A 16,508-nucleotide genomic window follows, 5' to 3' on the forward strand; every position below is an offset into this window, starting at 1 on the left:
CACCAGCAGCCGGGGCTATTCGGCTATGCTTGCGCAGCGCAAGGAACGGGAAACCGGCTCGGGACTCATGGATATCAAGTTCACCAATCGCCTGTCATACAAGCAAGCCCGGTTGACAGTCCTGGTCGGCTTCATCCTGGGAACATTGCTCAGTCTCATCCAGATCGGCATCGATTATGCCAGCGAAGACGCGTCCATCAACCGTGAAGTGAACGCGTTGCTGCAAATCAGCCACAACCCGGCCTCGCGCATCGCCTACAACATCGACTCGGAACTGGCGCTGGAGCTGACCCGCGGCCTGCTGCAGTCGCCGGCCGTCATCCGCGCACGGCTGATCGACAACAACGAAACGGTACTGGCCGATGTCGAGCGGCCAAAACTGCAGGACCGCTATCGGCCACTGAGCGACTTCCTGTTCGGCGAGCAACGCCAGTTCAAGGAGCGCCTGTACCTGACCCACATGCCAGAGCAATACCTGGGCACCCTGTACCTGGACATCGACACCTTCGCCTTCGGCAGCCGCTTTCTCGACCGTGCCGGCATCACCCTGCTCAATGGTTTTGCCCGCAGCCTGGTGCTCACCGGCCTTCTGCTGGCGCTGTTCTACATGATGCTGACCAAACCGCTGGTGACGGTGATCGGCGCACTCAGCGGCAGCGACCCGCGCAAACCCCGGCAAACGCGCCTGGAATGCCCACATGGACACGAGCATGACGAAATCGGCGTGCTGGTGAAGGTCGCCAACCAGCAGTTCGTCAGCATGGCCACCGAGATCGAACAGCGGCGCACCGCGGAAAACCGCCTGACCCAGTACCTGAACGAGCTGGAAGACATCGTGTCGGCGCGCACCAACGAGCTCAAGGCCAGCAACAGCAGCCTGAGCCTGTCCAACCAGGAGCTGGAACAAGCCCGCAGCCGAGCGCTGGACATGGCCCAGGCGCGCGCCGCCTTCCTGGCCAACATGAGCCACGAAATCCGCACCCCGCTCAACGGCATGCTCGGCATGATCGCCCTGGCGCTGGACAACCCGCTGCCCAGCGAGCAACGCCAGCAACTGGCTATCGCCCATGACTCGGGCAAGGTGCTGGTAGAGCTGCTGAACGATATTCTTGACTTGTCCAAGTTCGATGCCGGCCAGCTAGAGCTGGAACGCATTGCGTTCGACATGGGCTCGATGGTGGAAGACACCGCCAACCTGCTGTCGCAGAACACCGCGCAAAGTGTGGAGCTGACCTGCCTGATCGCCAGCGACTTCCCCAGCAGCGTGCTCGGCGACCCCACGCGTGTGCGGCAGATCGTCAGCAACCTGCTGTCCAACGCGCTGAAGTTCACCCGCTTCGGCCGCGTCGACGTGCGCTTGGCGGCCATTGTCGGTGGTGTGCGTCTGGAGGTACGGGATACCGGCATCGGCATCCCCGAAGACGCCCAGGCGCGCATCTTCCAGCCCTTCACCCAGGCCGGTGCCGGCATCACCCGCCAGTACGGTGGCACCGGCCTGGGCCTGGCTTTGACGCGTAACCTGTGCAAGGCCATGCAGGGCCACCTGCACATTCGCTCCGAGCCGGGCTTTGGCAGCTGTTTTACCGCCGAATTGCCGCTGACCGTGCACACCGAAGCCATCCCGCCAGCGCCCTTGCATGGCCGCGTGGCCGCACTGAGCGCAGCCGGCAGCGGGCTCAATGAACTGTTGCAGCACTTGCTGCCCGCCTGGGGCCTGACCTACCAGCGCCATGACAGTTGCGCCACGCTGGATGCCGCAGTGATCGACCTGTTGATCACCGACGACGTCGAGCACCTGTTCGAACTGCGCCCGGCATTGAAAACCCCGATTCTGCTGGTGACCGCCTACGGCAACTTCCTGCCCAACGAGCAGTCCCTGGCCTTGGCCCCGCTGCACCAGCTGGCCCGACCATTGGCACGCAACGCCCTGTACCAGACCCTGCGCCGCACCTTGCAAGGCCATGAGCCCGAACACCCGCTGGCCATCCCGGCCATTACCCAGGAGCAAGGCCGTGCGAGGATACTGCTGGTAGAGGACAACCCGGTGAACCAGCTGGTGGCCAAGGGCATGCTGGCCAAGCTCGGCTGCCAGGTGCAACTGGCCACCCAGGGCGCGGAGGCCCTTGAGCTGCTGGCGCGCGAGGAATTCGACCTGGTGCTGATGGACTGCAACATGCCGGTGATGGACGGCTACGAGGCCAGCCGGCGTATCCGCCAAAGCGGCCGCTGGCCCGAGTTGCCCATCGTCGCCCTCACCGCCAACGCCATGCCCGAAGAACGCGAACGCTGCCGGGCGGCGGGCATGAACGACTACCTGGCCAAGCCATTCCGCCGCGAAGAGCTACTGGCCCTGGTCGACCATTGGGTGCCCTTCAGCGGCTGAGCAAACGCTCGATGTCCGCCTCCAGGGCCTGTGGCTTGGTGGTGGGGGCATAGCGCTTGACCTGGCCACTGGCCGGGTCGACCAGAAACTTGGTGAAGTTCCACTTGATCTTCTGGCTACCCAAAATACCCGGGGCGCGTTGCTTGAGTTCGACGAACAGAGGGTGAGCGCCCGGGCCGTTGACCTCGACCTTGCGAAACAGCGGAAAACTCACGCCGAAATTACGCTCGCAGAACTGCGCAATTTCCCGCGCATCGCCAGGTTCCTGCTTGCCGAACTGGTTGCACGGAAAGCCCAGTACCACCAGGCCACGGTCGCGATAGGCCTGCCACAGTTGCTCCAGGCCCTTGTACTGCGGGGTAAAACCGCACTGGCTGGCGGTATTGACCACCAACAGCACCTTGCCCGGGAAGTCGCCGAGCGTCTTGTGCTCGCCGCCCAGGGTCACGCAGGGGATGTTCAGCATCGTTGCAGCCATGGTCGGGCTCCGGTCAGTCGCGCGGACGAAGGTCGATGCACACCGAGTTGATGCAGTAGCGCAGGCCGGTCGGTGGCGGGCCGTCAGGGAACACATGCCCCAGGTGCGCGTCGCAACGGGCGCAGGTGACCTCGGTGCGGATCATGCCGTGGGATGTGTCGCGGATCTCGATCATCGCGCTGTCCTCGATCGGCGCGTAGAAGCTCGGCCAGCCGCAGCCGGCGTCGAACTTGGTCTGCGCATCGAACAGCGGCAGGCCGCAACAGATGCAGTGGTAGATGCCGTCGCGGCGCTCGCTGTTGTACTTGCCACTGAATGGCCGTTCGGTGCCCTTGAGGCGGCATACCTGGTACTGCTCGGGGTCGAGCATCGACCGCCATTCGTCCAGGGTTTTTTCAATCTTTTTCATGTAGGGACCTCGGCAGGCTGAATTTCACCCCGCACCGTCTTTTCCGGGGCGCGGGTGGCACGTATATTAGTTGGCTTCGTGTGCCAGGCGTTCAGTCTGGCACCCGCTTCCTGCCCTTTCAAACCTTTCGGCGGGGCGTAGCGCGTTTTCTCAATCGGGATCCCATCATGCAGTTCAGCAAATCGAACAAGCTCGCCAATGTCTGCTACGACATTCGCGGCCCAGTGCTCAAGCACGCCAAACGCCTGGAGGAGGAAGGCCACCGCATCCTCAAGCTGAACATCGGCAACCCGGCGCCGTTTGGCTTCGAGGCGCCTGATGAAATCCTTCAGGATGTGATCCGCAACCTGCCCACCGCACAGGGCTACAGCGACTCCAAAGGCCTGTTCAGTGCCCGCAAGGCGGTGATGCAGTACTGCCAGCAGAAAGAAATCGAAGGCGTTACCATCGAGGACATCTACCTGGGTAATGGTGTGTCCGAGCTGATCGTCATGTCGATGCAGGCGCTGCTCAACAACGGCGACGAAGTGCTGATCCCGGCCCCCGACTACCCGCTGTGGACTGCCGCCGTGAGCCTGGCCGGCGGCAAGCCGGTGCACTACCTGTGCGACGAGCAGGCCGACTGGTTCCCTGACCTTGAGGACATCAAGGCCAAGATCACCCCGAACACCAAGGCGCTGGTGATCATCAACCCGAACAACCCGACCGGCGCCGTCTACTCCAAAGAGCTGCTGCTGGGCATGCTGGAGCTGGCGCGCCAGCACAACCTGGTGGTGTTCTCCGACGAGATCTACGACAAGATCCTGTACGACGAAGCCGTGCACATCAGCACCGCCTCGCTGGCTCCGGACCTGCTGTGCCTGACCTTCAACGGCTTGTCCAAGTCGTACCGGGTGGCGGGCTTCCGCTCTGGCTGGCTGATCATTTCCGGGCCCAAGCACCACGCACAAAGCTACATCGAAGGCATTGACATGCTGGCCAACATGCGCCTGTGCGCCAACGTGCCGGCCCAGCATGCCATCCAGACCGCGCTGGGCGGCTACCAGAGCATCAACGACCTGGTGCTGCCGCCGGGCCGCCTGCTGGAGCAGCGCAACCGCACCTACGAACTGCTCAACGACATCCCTGGCGTCAGCTGCGTGAAACCGATGGGCGCGCTGTATGCGTTCCCGCGGATCGACCCGAAGGTTTGCCCGATCCTCAACGACGAGAAGTTCGCCCTTGACCTGCTGCTGTCGGAGAAGCTGCTGATCGTACAAGGGACGGCGTTCAACTGGCCGTGGCCGGACCACTTCCGCGTGGTGACCTTGCCGCGGGTGGATGACCTGGAAGCAGCCATTGGCCGGATCGGCAATTTCCTGAAGGGGTATTCGCAGTAGGGTTCGACGGGGGCGACGGGGGGCGACGAGGGGTTCGACGAAAGATTGATGGTGGGGCGTAGATCGAGCGCCGCCCGCGCGGCGCATCGCGAGCAAGCTCGCTCCTACATTTGTTTCGGGCCAGTTACGCCTGTGACAGGCGCGCGCGACCGCCTGGCCCGTACCACACGATATCGCGTCATGCACCAAGGCGTTCGCGCGCAAATCCCACAGGCATAATTGGCCCGAAACAAATGTAGGAGCGAGCTTGCTCGCGATGCGCCGCGCGGGCGGCGCTCGATCTCACAGGCGCCACACCCCTTGCGGCAAACACACAGCGGCCTTGACGCAACCCCAAGCCGAATGTTTCTTACATCCTGCAACGCTCTATCCCATAGCCCCCACGCCATCCTCTGCCATACTCCGCCGTACACAGTTTGAAATAGTCCCCCGATTGAATCGGCGCGGCAGGCCCCTTATATACCCCGCAGTAAGCGACAATTCATCCGTCAGGAGAACGTAACAACCATGATGCGCATTCTGTTGTTTGTAGCCACCAACCTCGCGGTGGTGCTGGTTGCAAGCATTACCCTGAGCCTGTTCGGTTTCAACGGGTTCATGGCCGCCAACGGGGTCGACCTGAACCTCAGCAGCCTGCTGGTGTTCTGCGCCGTGTTCGGCTTTGCCGGCTCCCTCGTCTCGCTGTTCATTTCCAAGTGGATGGCGAAGATGACCACCGGCACCCAGATCATCAGCCAGCCGCGCACCCGCCACGAGCAGTGGCTGCTGCAAACGGTCGAAGAGCTGTCCCGCGAAGCGGGCATCAAAATGCCTGAGGTGGGTATCTTCCCGGCTTACGAGGCCAACGCCTTCGCCACCGGCTGGAACCGCAACGACGCGCTGGTCGCGGTGTCCCAGGGCCTGCTGGAGCGCTTCTCGCCCGATGAAGTGCGCGCGGTACTGGCCCACGAAATCGGCCACGTTGCCAACGGCGACATGGTCACCCTGGCGCTGGTGCAGGGCGTGGTGAACACCTTCGTGATGTTCTTTGCACGCATCATCGGCAACTTTGTGGACAAGGTCATCTTCAAGAACGAAGAGGGCCAAGGCATTGCCTACTATGTGGCGACCATCGTTGCCGAGCTGATCCTTGGCATCCTGGCCAGCATGATCGTGATGTGGTTCTCGCGCCGCCGCGAATTCCGCGCCGACGAAGCCGGTGCGCAGCTGGCCGGTACCGCAGCAATGATCGGCGCCCTGCAGCGCCTGCGCGTGGAACAAGGCCTGCCAGTGCACATGCCGGACACCATGAAGGCCTTCGGCATCAATGGCGGCCTCAAGCACGGCCTGGCCGGGTTGCTGATGAGCCACCCACCGCTGGAAGACCGCATCGAGGCCCTGCGTCAGCGCGGCTGATCCACCTGATAAAAACAAAGGGCGACTTCGGTCGCCCTTTTTTTATTCCCGGCCTTACGCAGCCTTCTGTGGGAGCGGGCGCGCCCGCTCCCACATGGGCCGGGTCAGCCTGCCATACCTGCTTATCGGCTGACCTGATACACCCGCTCCAACAAACTCGACGCCCCGGCCTGCACAAACTTCGGGCTGTCCTCAATCACATCCACAGCCTCCAGTTGCTCCACCTGCCACCCCGCAAAGCCCTGCCTCAGCTCTTCATCCCTGACCGAAAACGGCGGCCCGGCCAACAACGACTGGTCATACTCCAGCGTCACCACCAACCCACGGCAATTCGCCGGCAGCAAACCCGACAACAGCTGCATATACCGCGCACGCATCTGCACCGGCAGCGCAATCACCGCCGCCCGGTCATACAGCCCTACGCAGTCAGCCACATCCTCTGCCCGCAAGGCAAAGAAGTCGCCACACCACAGCTGCACATCTCCACTGCGCCAAACCTCAAATGCGCCCTGCTGCCGCACCTCGGCCTCAAGCCCGTGCTCACGGAAAAAATCCTCCACCGCCCGCCGCGACAGCTCCACACCCAATACGCGATGGCCCTGCCCTGCCAGCCAGGCCAAGTCCAGGCTTTTGCCGCACAACGGCACCAGCACGCGGCTGCCGGGCGCCAACTGCAACTGTGGCCAATACGTCTGCAGATAGGGGTTCACCTGCGCTTGGTGAAAGCCGATCTGGTTGTCGGCCCACCGCTGCTGCCAGAACGCTGGTTCCATGATCACTCCCGATTTTTAGATGATTTGTCGGTAAAACTTGGTTTGGATTTCGATCTGTAGTTAATCGATGATGGTTGCATCTTAACCTTCAGGACCCCGCCATGCTGCCCAGCCTGTTCATTTCCCATGGTTCCCCCATGCTTGCCCTGCAACCCGGCGCCAGCGGGCCGGCACTGTCCGGGTTGGCCAACGCGCTGCCCCGGCCGAAAGCGATCGTGGTGGTGTCGGCACACTGGGAAAGCCGCGAGCTGCTGGTCACCGGCAGCGCACAGCCCGAAACCTGGCATGACTTCTACGGCTTCCCACCAGCCCTGTATGCGGTGCAGTACCCGGCGCCGGGCGAGCCCGGGCTTGCTGGCCAGGTCAGTGAGCGGTTGAAGGCTGCGGGGTTACCCGCGCGGCTGGACATGCAACGCCCATTCGACCATGGCGCCTGGGTGCCGCTGTCGCTGATGTACCCGGATGCGCGCATTCCCGTGGTGCAGGTTTCCCTGCCCAGTCACATGGGGCCGGCGCTGCAGCTGAAGGTGGGCCAGGCACTGGCGGGGTTGCGTGCCGAGGATGTACTGCTGATAGGTTCGGGCAGCATTACCCACAACCTGGGTGAGCTGGACTGGCATGCAGGGCCAGATGTGATCGAGCCGTGGGCGCTGGCGTTCAGGGATTGGGTGGTAGACCGGCTGCAGGAGGATGACCAGGCGGCGTTGCTGGATTACCGGCAGCAGGCGCCGTTTGCGATGCGCAACCATCCCAGTGATGAACATTTGCTGCCGCTGTTCTTTGCCCTTGGGGCCGGGAGCAAGTTCGGCGTGGTGCATCAGGGGTTTACCCTGGGCGCGCTGGGGATGGACATCTATCGGTTCGACTGAAGGGCCTCTTCGCGGGCTTGCCCGCTCCCACAGGTACCCCACAGATTTCAGTACCTGTGTAGTACCTGTGGGAGCGGGCAAGCCCGCGAAAGGGCCGATACAGGTAAAAAAAATCCCCGACCTAAGCCGGGGATTTTTTCGTTACGCCAGGATCAATCCTCGCGGTAGCGACGCAGCTTCAGCTGCTTGCCAGCCACGCGGGTGTCCTTGAGCTTGGACAGCAGCTTCTCGAGGCCGTCTTCCGGCAGCTCGACCAGGCTGAAGCTGTCGCGCACCTGGATGCGGCCGATAGCGTCACGCGCCAGGCCACCTTCGTTGAGGATCGCCCCCAGCAGGTTCTTGGCAGCGATGCCATCACGGGCACCCAGGGCGGTACGGCAACGCACGCGGCCTTCGGCCAACGGCAGCGGCGCACGGCGCTCACGATCACCACGGTCAGGACGCTCGCCACGCTCACCGCGCTCGGTACGCTCACCACGCGGGGCGAAGCTCGGCACCAGTGGCTGCTCGCGCTCTACCGCCGCCAGGTCCAGCGCCTGGCCATTGGTGGCCTTGCGCAGCAGGGCCGAAGCCAGGGCACGCGCGCTGCAACCCAGGTCGGTGGTCAGGCGGTCGAACAGCTCGCCGTGGGTGGCTTCTGCTTCGGCTACCAGCGGCGCCAGGCTCGAGGTCAGCTTCTTGATGCGGGCATCCAGCACGGCCTGGGCATTCGGCAGGCGCGCTTCGGCAACCTTCTGCCCGGTAACACGCTCGATCACCTGCAGCATGCGGCGCTCACGCGGGGTAACCAGCAACAGTGCACGGCCATCGCGACCGGCACGGCCAGTACGGCCGATACGGTGTACGTAGGACTCCGGGTCGTACGGCATGTCAACGTTGAATACGTGAGTGATGCGCGGTACGTCCAGGCCACGGGCAGCGACGTCGGTGGCGACGACGATGTCCAGGCGGCCATCCTTGAGCGAGTCGATCACGCGCTCACGCTGGTTCTGGGCGATATCGCCGTTCAGTGCAGCAGCCTTGTAGCCTTTGGCTTCAAGCGCGGCGGCCAGGTCCAGGGTGGCTTGCTTGGTACGCACGAAGGCGATCAGCGCGTCGAACTCTTCCACTTCCAGCAGACGCAGCACAGCCGGGATCTTCTGGTCCGCGTGGACCATCAGGTGGGCCTGCTCGATCGCGGTAACGGTCTGGGTCTTGGTCTGGATCTTGACGTGCTTGGGTTCACGCAAGTGACGCTCGGCGATCGAACGGATCGACGACGGCAGGGTTGCGGAGAACAGTACGGTCTGACGGGTAGCCGGGATTGCGTCGAAGATCACTTCGAGGTCGTCCATGAAGCCCAGCTTCAGCATCTCGTCGGCTTCGTCCAGTACCAGGTACTGTACGGTCGACAAGACTTTTTCGTCACGACGCAGGTGGTCGCACAGACGGCCCGGGGTGGCCACGACGATTTGCGCGCCGTTGCGGATCGCACGCAGCTGTGGGCCCATCGGGGCACCACCGTAGACGGCGACAACGTTCACGCCCGGCATCTGCTTGGCGTAGGTTTCGAAAGCGGTAGCAACTTGCAGCGCCAACTCACGGGTTGGCGCCAGGATCAGGGCTTGCGGTTCGCGCTTGCTCACATCGATCTTGTTCAGGATCGGCAGGGCGAAGGCAGCGGTTTTGCCGGTGCCAGTCTGCGCCTGGCCGATCATGTCGTGACCGGCGAGGATGATCGGGATCGATTGTTGCTGAATGGCGGACGGCTCTTCGTAGCCGGTAGCCACAACGGCAGCAACAATGTTCGGGTTAAGATCGAGAGCGGCGAAGCCGCCGGTTTCCTGGGTCATGGGTCTGCCTCTAGGTGCATCCGCAAAGACCCATGCTCCAAAGCTGCACATGCCTTGAAAGACCGTCAGGTCACCCAGGCAGCTTTGGCGGCGGGGATTTGCGAAAACGATTGAAAAAGAAAACTTGGGAAGGTCCGCCTAGCGGACGCGCAGCCGAAGCTGGACTCGGAGGATTTGCACCACCTGATTTTGAGGTCCGCTAAAAGACCGGCGCGTACTATACCTGAAATAGTCGCGTACGTGAGGAAAATTTTCATGGAGGCAGGGCCAGTATCGGGCCATCGCGCACGACAGGCTGAATCGATAATCCCCTGACGCCTTACGCGCTCAGTGTCGGAGCGGTTGAGCCTTTCAGGTAGCCGGCCGAATCTCGCGGATCAGCCCCTCGAGGCTGTACCCCAAACGCGGCGCCAGCGCCTCGGCCCGGGCTCTCAAACCGTCCAGGTCCAGCGACTGCTCCAGGTCTGCCGGCACCAGCAGAATCACATTGCCCTCCTTCACAGGCAGTTCCCAGTAATGCCGGTGGTACAACCCGCGCAGCAACGCCGCGCCCAGCGGCCTGCCATCATCGGTGGCCCACTGGTTGATCACCAGCCAGCCGCCCGGGTTCAGGTGCTGCTGGCAGTTCTCCAGAAAATTCCACGCCAGGTGCCCGACCCCAGGACCATGGTCGGTGTACAAGTCAACGAACAGCAGGTCGGCCTTTTCTGCCGTGGGCAGCAGCTCCAGGGCATCGCCGATGCGCACATACAGCCGCGGGTCGTCGTCCAGGCCCAGGTAATCCATGGCCAGGCGCGGTACATCCGGGCGCAGCTCGATGGCCTCGATGTCTTCCAGCGGCAGGAACTTCATGCAGGCCTGGGTCAGCGTGCCGGCGCCGAGGCCTAGAAACAGTGCGCTCTCCGGCGATTCGTGGCACAGCGCCCCCACCAGCATGGCGCGGGTGTAGTCGTACTCCAGCCAGCTGGGGTCGGCGGTGAACACACAGCTTTGCTCGATCGCATCGCCGAATTCCAGAAAGCGGTAGTCGTCTACTTCGTACACGCTGATGACGCCAAACGCATCTTCCACCCGTGCCAGCAGCCGCTCTTGCCGTTCCGCCGTCATGTCCACCACCCGCCTGCGCAAAAACGCGCATTGTCCGCCAACACCCTTGATGCAACAAGCGCAGCGCCAACTGTTACCATGGCCCATAGCCTACAACCGACAAGACCGAGCCCAAGATGAACCAACCGTGGAGCCCCGACAGCTGGCGTGCCCTGCCGATCCAGCAGCAACCGACCTACCCCGATGCCGCGCACCTGCTGAAGGTTGAACAGACCCTGGCCAGCTACCCGCCGCTGGTGTTCGCGGGTGAGGCGCGCGAGCTGCGCCGGCAGTTCGCCGAGGTCACCGAAGGCCGTGCCTTCCTGCTTCAGGGCGGCGATTGCGCCGAGAGCTTCGCCGAGTTCTCGGCTGCAAAAATCCGTGACACCTTCAAGGTGCTGCTGCAAATGGCCATTGTCATGACCTTTGCCGCCGGCTGCCCGGTGGTGAAAGTGGGGCGTATGGCCGGTCAGTTCGCCAAACCGCGCTCATCTGGCGATGAAACCATCGGCGACGTCACCCTTCCCGCCTACCGTGGCGACATCGTCAACGGCATCGGTTTCGACGCCAAAAGCCGCATTCCGGACCCGGAGCGGCTGCTGCAGGCCTACCACCAGGCCACCGCCAGCCTCAACCTGCTGCGCGCGTTCGCCCAGGGCGGGTTTGCCGACCTGCACCAGGTGCACAAGTGGAACCTGGACTTCATCGCCAACTCGGCGCTGGCCGACAAGTACCACCAGTTGGCCAATCGCATCGATGAAACCCTGGCGTTCATGCGTGCCTGTGGCCTGGACAGTGCGCCGCAACTGCGCGAAACCAGCTTCTTCACGGCTCACGAAGCGCTGTTGCTGAACTATGAAGAAGCCTTCGTGCGCCAGGACAGCCTGACCGGCGACTACTACGACTGCTCGGCGCACATGCTGTGGATCGGCGACCGCACCCGCCAGCTCGATGGGGCCCATGTGGAGTTCCTGCGTGGCGTGCACAACCCGATCGGGGTCAAGGTTGGCCCGAGCATGAACCCCGAAGAGCTGATCCGCCTGATCGACACGCTCAACCCGGCGAACGACCCGGGGCGTTTGAACCTGATCGTGCGCATGGGCGCGGGCAAGGTTGGCGACCACTTGCCGGGGCTGATCCGCACTGTCGAGCGCGAGGGGCGCAAGGTGCTGTGGAGTTCCGATCCGATGCACGGCAACACCATCAAGGCCAGCAGCGGTTACAAGACCCGCGATTTTGCGCAGATTCTGGATGAGGTGAAGCAGTTCTTCCAGGTACACCAGGCCGAGGGCAGCCACGCCGGCGGTATCCATATCGAGATGACTGGGCAGAACGTCACCGAATGCATCGGTGGTGCCCGGCCGATCACCGAGGATGCGTTGTCTGACCGGTATCACACCCATTGTGATCCGCGGATGAATGCCGATCAGTCGCTGGAGTTGGCGTTCCTGATTGCCGAAACCCTCAAGCAGGTACGGCGCTGAGGCTGGGGCGCATGCCTTGAGTTTTGTAGCGCCTGGGAGATTGAGCGCCGCCCGCGCGGCGCATCGCGAGCAAAGCTCGCTCCTACATCTGTTTCGGGCCAATTTTTCCTGTGGCATTGTGCGCGAACGCCTTGGCGTATGGCGCGACATCACGTCGAACTAACAAGGCGGTCGCGCGCGCCTGTCACAGGCGTAACTGGCCCGAAACAAATGTAGGAGCGAGCTTTGCTCGCGATGCGCCGCGCGGGCGGCGCTCGATCTCCCGGACGCTGAAAAGCTGAAGCCAGGCGCTTGGACCCAACTCACTTCCTCAATGGATCATCCCAGAAATGCCGCTCGGCCTCTTGCTGGATATCCGCCCGGCTCAACCCAAGGTCGCGCAAGGTTGCATCACTGAGGCTGGCCAGTTCCTGACGCTGACGGTACAGCTCCAGCCAACGCGCCGGACGCTGCAAAGCAGCATGCCACAGGTAGCTCAGGGAAAAGGCAGGTTGCTGGATGCTGCTGACATGACCTTTCATCGTGAAGCCCTCCGTGTTGATGGCCTCAGTCTCACGCCAGGCTTAAGATCAATCCAACGAATGTTTCTGATGCGATGCATCTCGGAGATTGATGCAATGTCCCAGTACCAGAGCCTCGACGCGGACGTCCTGCGCACCTTCGTCGCCATTGCCGAGCAAGGCGGCTTTACCCGCGCAGGCGAAGTGGTCAACCGCACCCAGTCAGCGGTCAGCATGCAGATGAAACGCCTGGAAGAAGACATTCTGCAGCGCCAGCTATTCGAACGTGATGGCCGTCAGGTGCGGCTGACCGCCGAAGGCCAGGTACTGCTGGGGTATGCCCGGCGCATTCTCAAGTTGCATGGCGAGGTGTTCAACACCCTGCGCATGCCGCACATGGTGGGGCTGGTGCGCATCGGCACACCAGACGACTACGCCATGCGCTTCCTGCCGACCATCTTGTCGAGCTTTGCCCAGGCCTACCCGCTGGTGCAGGTGGAAGTGCATTGCGATTCGTCCAAGCAGTTGATGCTGCGCCAGGACCTGGACCTGACCATCGTCACCCGCGAGCCCGGCAACGAGATTGGCCAGTTGCTACGCCAGGAACGCCTGGTGTGGGCCGCGGCAGAAGGCTTTTGCCCGCACGAACAGCGGCCGATGCCGGTGGCGCTGTTCAACACCGACTGCTTCTGTCGCGCCTGGACCTGCAATGCGCTGGAGGCACAGGGCATCGATTACCGTATTGCCTACACCAGCCCAAGCCTGGCGGCAATCTTTGCCATCGTCACCGCCGGGCTGGCAGTGACCGCGCAGCTGCAGAGCCTGATCGGGGGCAACATCCGCATTCTGGGTGAGAGCGAAGGGCTGCCCCAGTTGCCCATGGCTAATGTAATGCTGGTGCGCAGTACGCAGACCCCCTCGCCAATCACCGACTGCATGGCCGACTACATCGTTGAGGGTTTCAAGTGATCGGGGGCCGAAAAACGGCCCCAACCTCTCAAAGCTCAAACCCCAGCATCACCGCACAGACCACCAGGAACACACAGAACATCGCCCGCAATACCTTCTCCGGCAACGCGTGGGCCAGCTTCACGCCCCAGCTGATGCTGAGCAAGCCACCCACCGCCAAGGGAATCCCAACCCCCCAGTCAACGCTATGGTGCACGCCATAGGTCACCAGCGTGACCAAGGTACTCGGCGCCGCCAGCGCCAGTGACAGCCCCTGCGCCACCACCTGAGTAGCGCCAAACACACTGGTCAGGATCGGTGTGGCCACCACGGCCCCACCCACCCCGAACAAGCCGCCCATGGTGCCGGCAAAGCTGCCCAGCACACCCAGCCACGGCCAGGCATGACGCAGCTCGGCACTCGGCGGCGACACCTTCATGAACATCCGCACCACGTTCCACACCGCCAACGCTACCAGGAAGCCGACAAAACCTAGGCGCATGGAATGCGCATCAAGCCCCACCGCCCAGATCGACCCCAGCCAGGCAAACAAGAAGCTGCACGCCGACAGCGGCAACGCATGGCGCAACGCGATGCGGTTGCGCTGGTGATACCGCCACAGCGCCAGCAGCACATTGGGCACCACCATCACCAACGCGGTCCCCTGCGCCAACTGCTGGTCCAGGCCAAACAGCACGCCCAACGCCGGAATCGCAATCAGCCCGCCACCAATGCCGAACAAGCCCCCCATGGTGCCCAGGGCAGCACCCAGCACGATATACAACAACCACTCGATCATCAGGGCCTCGTCCGCCTGTACCAATAATGCGAGCATGCTAACGAGTGTGCGCTGGCGGGGAAACGCACAGCAGCGCACAATGGCTGTGCGTTTTTCGCAAAAGCAAGGCAGCCATGAACCCCGATACCCTGACCGACCAATTGAGCCTGTTCCTCGATGTGCTGGAAACCGGCAGCTTTTCTGCCGCCGCCCGTCGCCACCCGCTGACCCCGTCTGCGGTAGCACGGCGCATCGACAACCTGGAAAGCGCCGTCGGCAGCCGCCTGTTCACCCGCAGCACCCACGCGGTGCGGGCCACGCCTGCAGGCAACGCCTTTGCCGAGCGGGCCAGGCGCATCATCGAGGAGTTGCGCCTGGCCCGGGCTGAAGCGGTGTCACTGAGCAATGCCCCGGAAGGCCTTATCCGCATCGACGCCCCTGCCGCGTTTGGCCGCCGCCACCTGGCCCCGGCCATTGCCGACTTCCTGGTGGCCTACCCGGGACTGGACGTGCAACTGCGGTTGATCGACAGCTTTGTCGACCTGCAGGGCAGCCACCTGGGCGAGGTCGACCTGGTGCTGCGCGCCGGCCCCTTGGCCGACACCCGCCTGGTCGCCACGCCGCTCGCCTACATGGTGCGCATCGCCTGCGCCAGCCCCGCCTACCTGGCCAGCCGCGGCATCCCCACCTGCCCCAGCGAACTGCCCGGGCATGACGGGCTGGACTGGGATGGCCTAGCGCCGCCGTTCGCCTGGCGCTTCAGTGTGGCCGGGCAAACCCGCCTGTACCGCCCCGCGCGCATGCGCATGGCCGCCAACAACGCCGAAACCCTGCTGTTCGGCGCCCTCGCCGGCCTGGGTATAGCCCACCTTCCCACTTGGCTGATCAGTGAATACCTGCTGCGCGGCGAGCTGATCCCGTTGTTCTGCGACGGCGGCTTGCCTGAAGCTGAGACCAGCGGCATTTACGCGCTACGCCTGGCACATGAAACGAACTCTCGCAGCCGTTTGCTGCTCGAATTCCTCAAGAGCCGCTTCAGCCCGATTCCACCCTGGGACCTGGCCTTGCGCAGTGAATTGCGCGATTAATTCGCGCACTGATGATCAGCGTGCCAGAATTTTCCATTGATGACTTTCAAGGACCTGCATGAACGCCGACACCCAAGCCTCCTGTGACGAGCTGCTGCTGGACAACCAGGTCTGTTTCGCCCTGCACTCCACCTCGTTGCTGATGACCAAGGTCTACAAGCCACTGCTGCAGGCGCTGGGCCTGACCTACCCGCAATACCTTGCCATGCTCGTACTCTGGGAGCGTGACGGCCTGACCGTGGGCGAAATCAGCCAGCACCTGCTGACCGACCCGGGCTCGCTGACCCCGCTGCTCAAGCGCCTGGAAAGCGAAGGCCTGTTGCAGCGTAACCGCAGCCGCGAAGATGAACGGGTAGTGATGGTACAGCTGACCGACAAAGGCCGCGCCCTGCAACAGCAGGCCAAAGAGGTGCCGCCGTGCATTCTCAAGGCCAGCGGGCGGAGCCTTGAGCAGTTGCAGCAACTGCAAGCCGACCTGCTGAACCTGCGCGAAAACCTGCAGAAAAACCTCTGAGCGCTATGCTGTGAAATGGCCGTTCCGATGAACGGCGATGATTTATCTTGCGCACTAACTAATTGCGCGCTAATTTAAATCCCACACCAACCCCCGCCCTCCTGCAAACGGGAGCGCACAGCACATTAGTGAGGCTCAAGATGCAAAAGGTCACTCCGCTGTACATCGCAGAAGCAACCTCCACCGGTGGGCGCGACGGCAAATCCCGCTCCAGCGACGGCAAGCTGGAAGTCAAGCTCAGCACCCCCAAAGAGCTGGGCGGCGCGGGCGGTGATGGCACCAACCCCGAGCAGATGTTCGCCGCCGGTTACTCGGCCTGCTTCATCGGCGCCTTGAAATTCGTGGCCGGGCAAGAGAAGAAAGCCCTGCCGGCAGATACCTCGATCACCGCCAAGGTGGGCATCGGCCAGATCCCGGGCGGTTTCGGCCTGGACATCGACCTGCACATCAACCTGCCGGGCCTGCCCCAGGCCGATGCCGAAGGGCTGGTGGAAAAGGCGCACCAGGTGTGCCCGTACTCCAATGCCACACGCGGTAATGTGGATGTGCGCCTGCACGTAACCGTGTAAGGCGCAAAGGCTTGCGCGATCCC

The 16,508-nt window shown here is 63.0% G+C and carries 15 protein-coding genes and 1 pseudogene; 9 read left to right on the plus strand and 7 right to left on the minus strand.

Annotated elements, in window-relative coordinates; genetic code table 11:
• Positions 1–25: 25 nt before the first annotated feature.
• Positions 26–2,383, plus strand: a complete 2,358-nt coding sequence (locus ACF8O8_RS20370) for an ATP-binding protein (RefSeq protein WP_350298754.1) — start codon at positions 26–28, stop codon at positions 2,381–2,383.
• Here ACF8O8_RS20370 and ACF8O8_RS20375 read toward each other — a convergent pair.
• Together ACF8O8_RS20375 and msrB are read right to left on the minus strand one after the other, a co-directional pair.
• Positions 2,373–2,861 carry a glutathione peroxidase gene (locus ACF8O8_RS20375; RefSeq protein WP_010952902.1) on the minus strand — a complete coding sequence of 163 codons (489 nt, stop codon included), beginning with the start codon at positions 2,859–2,861 and terminating at the stop codon, positions 2,373–2,375. The genes ACF8O8_RS20370 and ACF8O8_RS20375 overlap by 11 nt on opposite strands.
• 13 nt (positions 2,862–2,874) lie before the next feature.
• Positions 2,875–3,270 (minus strand): peptide-methionine (R)-S-oxide reductase MsrB, encoded by a 396-nt coding sequence (msrB, locus tag ACF8O8_RS20380; RefSeq protein ID WP_010952901.1) that lies wholly within the window; start codon positions 3,268–3,270, stop codon positions 2,875–2,877.
• Positions 3,271–3,437: 167 nt separating this feature from the next.
• On the opposite strand from msrB, the gene ACF8O8_RS20385 reads away from it, so the two are divergent.
• Both ACF8O8_RS20385 and htpX read left to right on the plus strand, forming a co-directional pair.
• Entirely contained in the window at positions 3,438–4,649 is a 1,212-nt protein-coding gene (locus ACF8O8_RS20385) for a pyridoxal phosphate-dependent aminotransferase (RefSeq protein ID WP_012271123.1), read from the plus strand.
• Positions 4,650–5,156: 507 nt separating this feature from the next.
• Positions 5,157–6,044 (plus strand): protease HtpX, encoded by an 888-nt coding sequence (htpX, locus tag ACF8O8_RS20390; protein ID WP_010952899.1) that lies wholly within the window; start codon positions 5,157–5,159, stop codon positions 6,042–6,044.
• 122 nt (positions 6,045–6,166) lie between these two features.
• On the opposite strand, the gene ACF8O8_RS20395 is transcribed toward htpX, so the two are convergent.
• The gene (locus ACF8O8_RS20395) at positions 6,167–6,817 is read right to left on the minus strand and encodes a thiopurine S-methyltransferase (RefSeq protein WP_010952898.1); all 651 of its coding nucleotides are present in this window, start codon (positions 6,815–6,817) and stop codon (positions 6,167–6,169) included.
• 101 nt (positions 6,818–6,918) lie between these two features.
• Here ACF8O8_RS20395 and ACF8O8_RS20400 point away from each other — a divergent pair, with 101 nt between their 5' ends.
• Entirely contained in the window at positions 6,919–7,686 is a 768-nt protein-coding gene (locus tag ACF8O8_RS20400) for a DODA-type extradiol aromatic ring-opening family dioxygenase (RefSeq protein WP_392510345.1), read from the plus strand.
• 152 nt (positions 7,687–7,838) lie between these two features.
• Here ACF8O8_RS20400 and ACF8O8_RS20405 read toward each other — a convergent pair.
• Positions 7,839–9,552, minus strand: a pseudogene (locus ACF8O8_RS20405) (DEAD/DEAH box helicase).
• 317 nt (positions 9,553–9,869) lie between these two features.
• Positions 9,870–10,625: a spermidine synthase gene (locus ACF8O8_RS20410; RefSeq protein ID WP_004575936.1), complete on the minus strand. Its 756-nt coding sequence runs from the start codon at positions 10,623–10,625 to the stop codon at positions 9,870–9,872.
• Between the two features lie 116 nt (positions 10,626–10,741).
• Here ACF8O8_RS20410 and ACF8O8_RS20415 point away from each other — a divergent pair, with 116 nt between their 5' ends.
• Positions 10,742–12,088: a class II 3-deoxy-7-phosphoheptulonate synthase gene (locus ACF8O8_RS20415; protein WP_010952895.1), complete on the plus strand. Its 1,347-nt coding sequence runs from the start codon at positions 10,742–10,744 to the stop codon at positions 12,086–12,088.
• Between the two features lie 302 nt (positions 12,089–12,390).
• On the opposite strand, the gene ACF8O8_RS20420 is transcribed toward ACF8O8_RS20415, so the two are convergent.
• Complete coding sequence (locus ACF8O8_RS20420) at positions 12,391–12,609, minus strand: DUF1127 domain-containing protein (protein WP_014591954.1); 219 nt, start codon at positions 12,607–12,609, stop codon at positions 12,391–12,393.
• A gap of 96 nt (positions 12,610–12,705) precedes the next feature.
• On the opposite strand from ACF8O8_RS20420, the gene ACF8O8_RS20425 reads away from it, so the two are divergent.
• Positions 12,706–13,557 (plus strand): LysR substrate-binding domain-containing protein, encoded by an 852-nt coding sequence (locus ACF8O8_RS20425; protein WP_003252879.1) that lies wholly within the window; start codon positions 12,706–12,708, stop codon positions 13,555–13,557.
• Between the two features lie 28 nt (positions 13,558–13,585).
• Here the strand turns inward: ACF8O8_RS20425 and ACF8O8_RS20430 are convergent, their stop codons facing one another.
• Positions 13,586–14,335, minus strand: a complete 750-nt coding sequence (locus ACF8O8_RS20430) for a sulfite exporter TauE/SafE family protein (protein ID WP_003252877.1) — start codon at positions 14,333–14,335, stop codon at positions 13,586–13,588.
• A gap of 113 nt (positions 14,336–14,448) precedes the next feature.
• Here ACF8O8_RS20430 and ACF8O8_RS20435 point away from each other — a divergent pair, with 113 nt between their 5' ends.
• From ACF8O8_RS20435 to ACF8O8_RS20445, 3 genes are all read left to right on the plus strand, one after another.
• Positions 14,449–15,402, plus strand: a complete 954-nt coding sequence (locus ACF8O8_RS20435) for a LysR family transcriptional regulator (RefSeq protein ID WP_019752251.1) — start codon at positions 14,449–14,451, stop codon at positions 15,400–15,402.
• A gap of 58 nt (positions 15,403–15,460) precedes the next feature.
• Positions 15,461–15,916, plus strand: coding sequence for a MarR family winged helix-turn-helix transcriptional regulator (locus ACF8O8_RS20440; protein WP_010952890.1), 456 nt, complete (start codon positions 15,461–15,463; stop codon positions 15,914–15,916).
• 140 nt (positions 15,917–16,056) lie between these two features.
• Positions 16,057–16,485 carry an organic hydroperoxide resistance protein gene (locus ACF8O8_RS20445; protein WP_010952889.1) on the plus strand — a complete coding sequence of 143 codons (429 nt, stop codon included), beginning with the start codon at positions 16,057–16,059 and terminating at the stop codon, positions 16,483–16,485.
• Positions 16,486–16,508 lie beyond the last annotated feature (23 nt).

It is taken from the genome of Pseudomonas sp. TYF_14 (genome assembly GCF_043105275.1).
Taxonomy (GTDB): Bacteria; Pseudomonadota; Gammaproteobacteria; order Pseudomonadales; family Pseudomonadaceae; genus Aquipseudomonas; species Aquipseudomonas alloputida.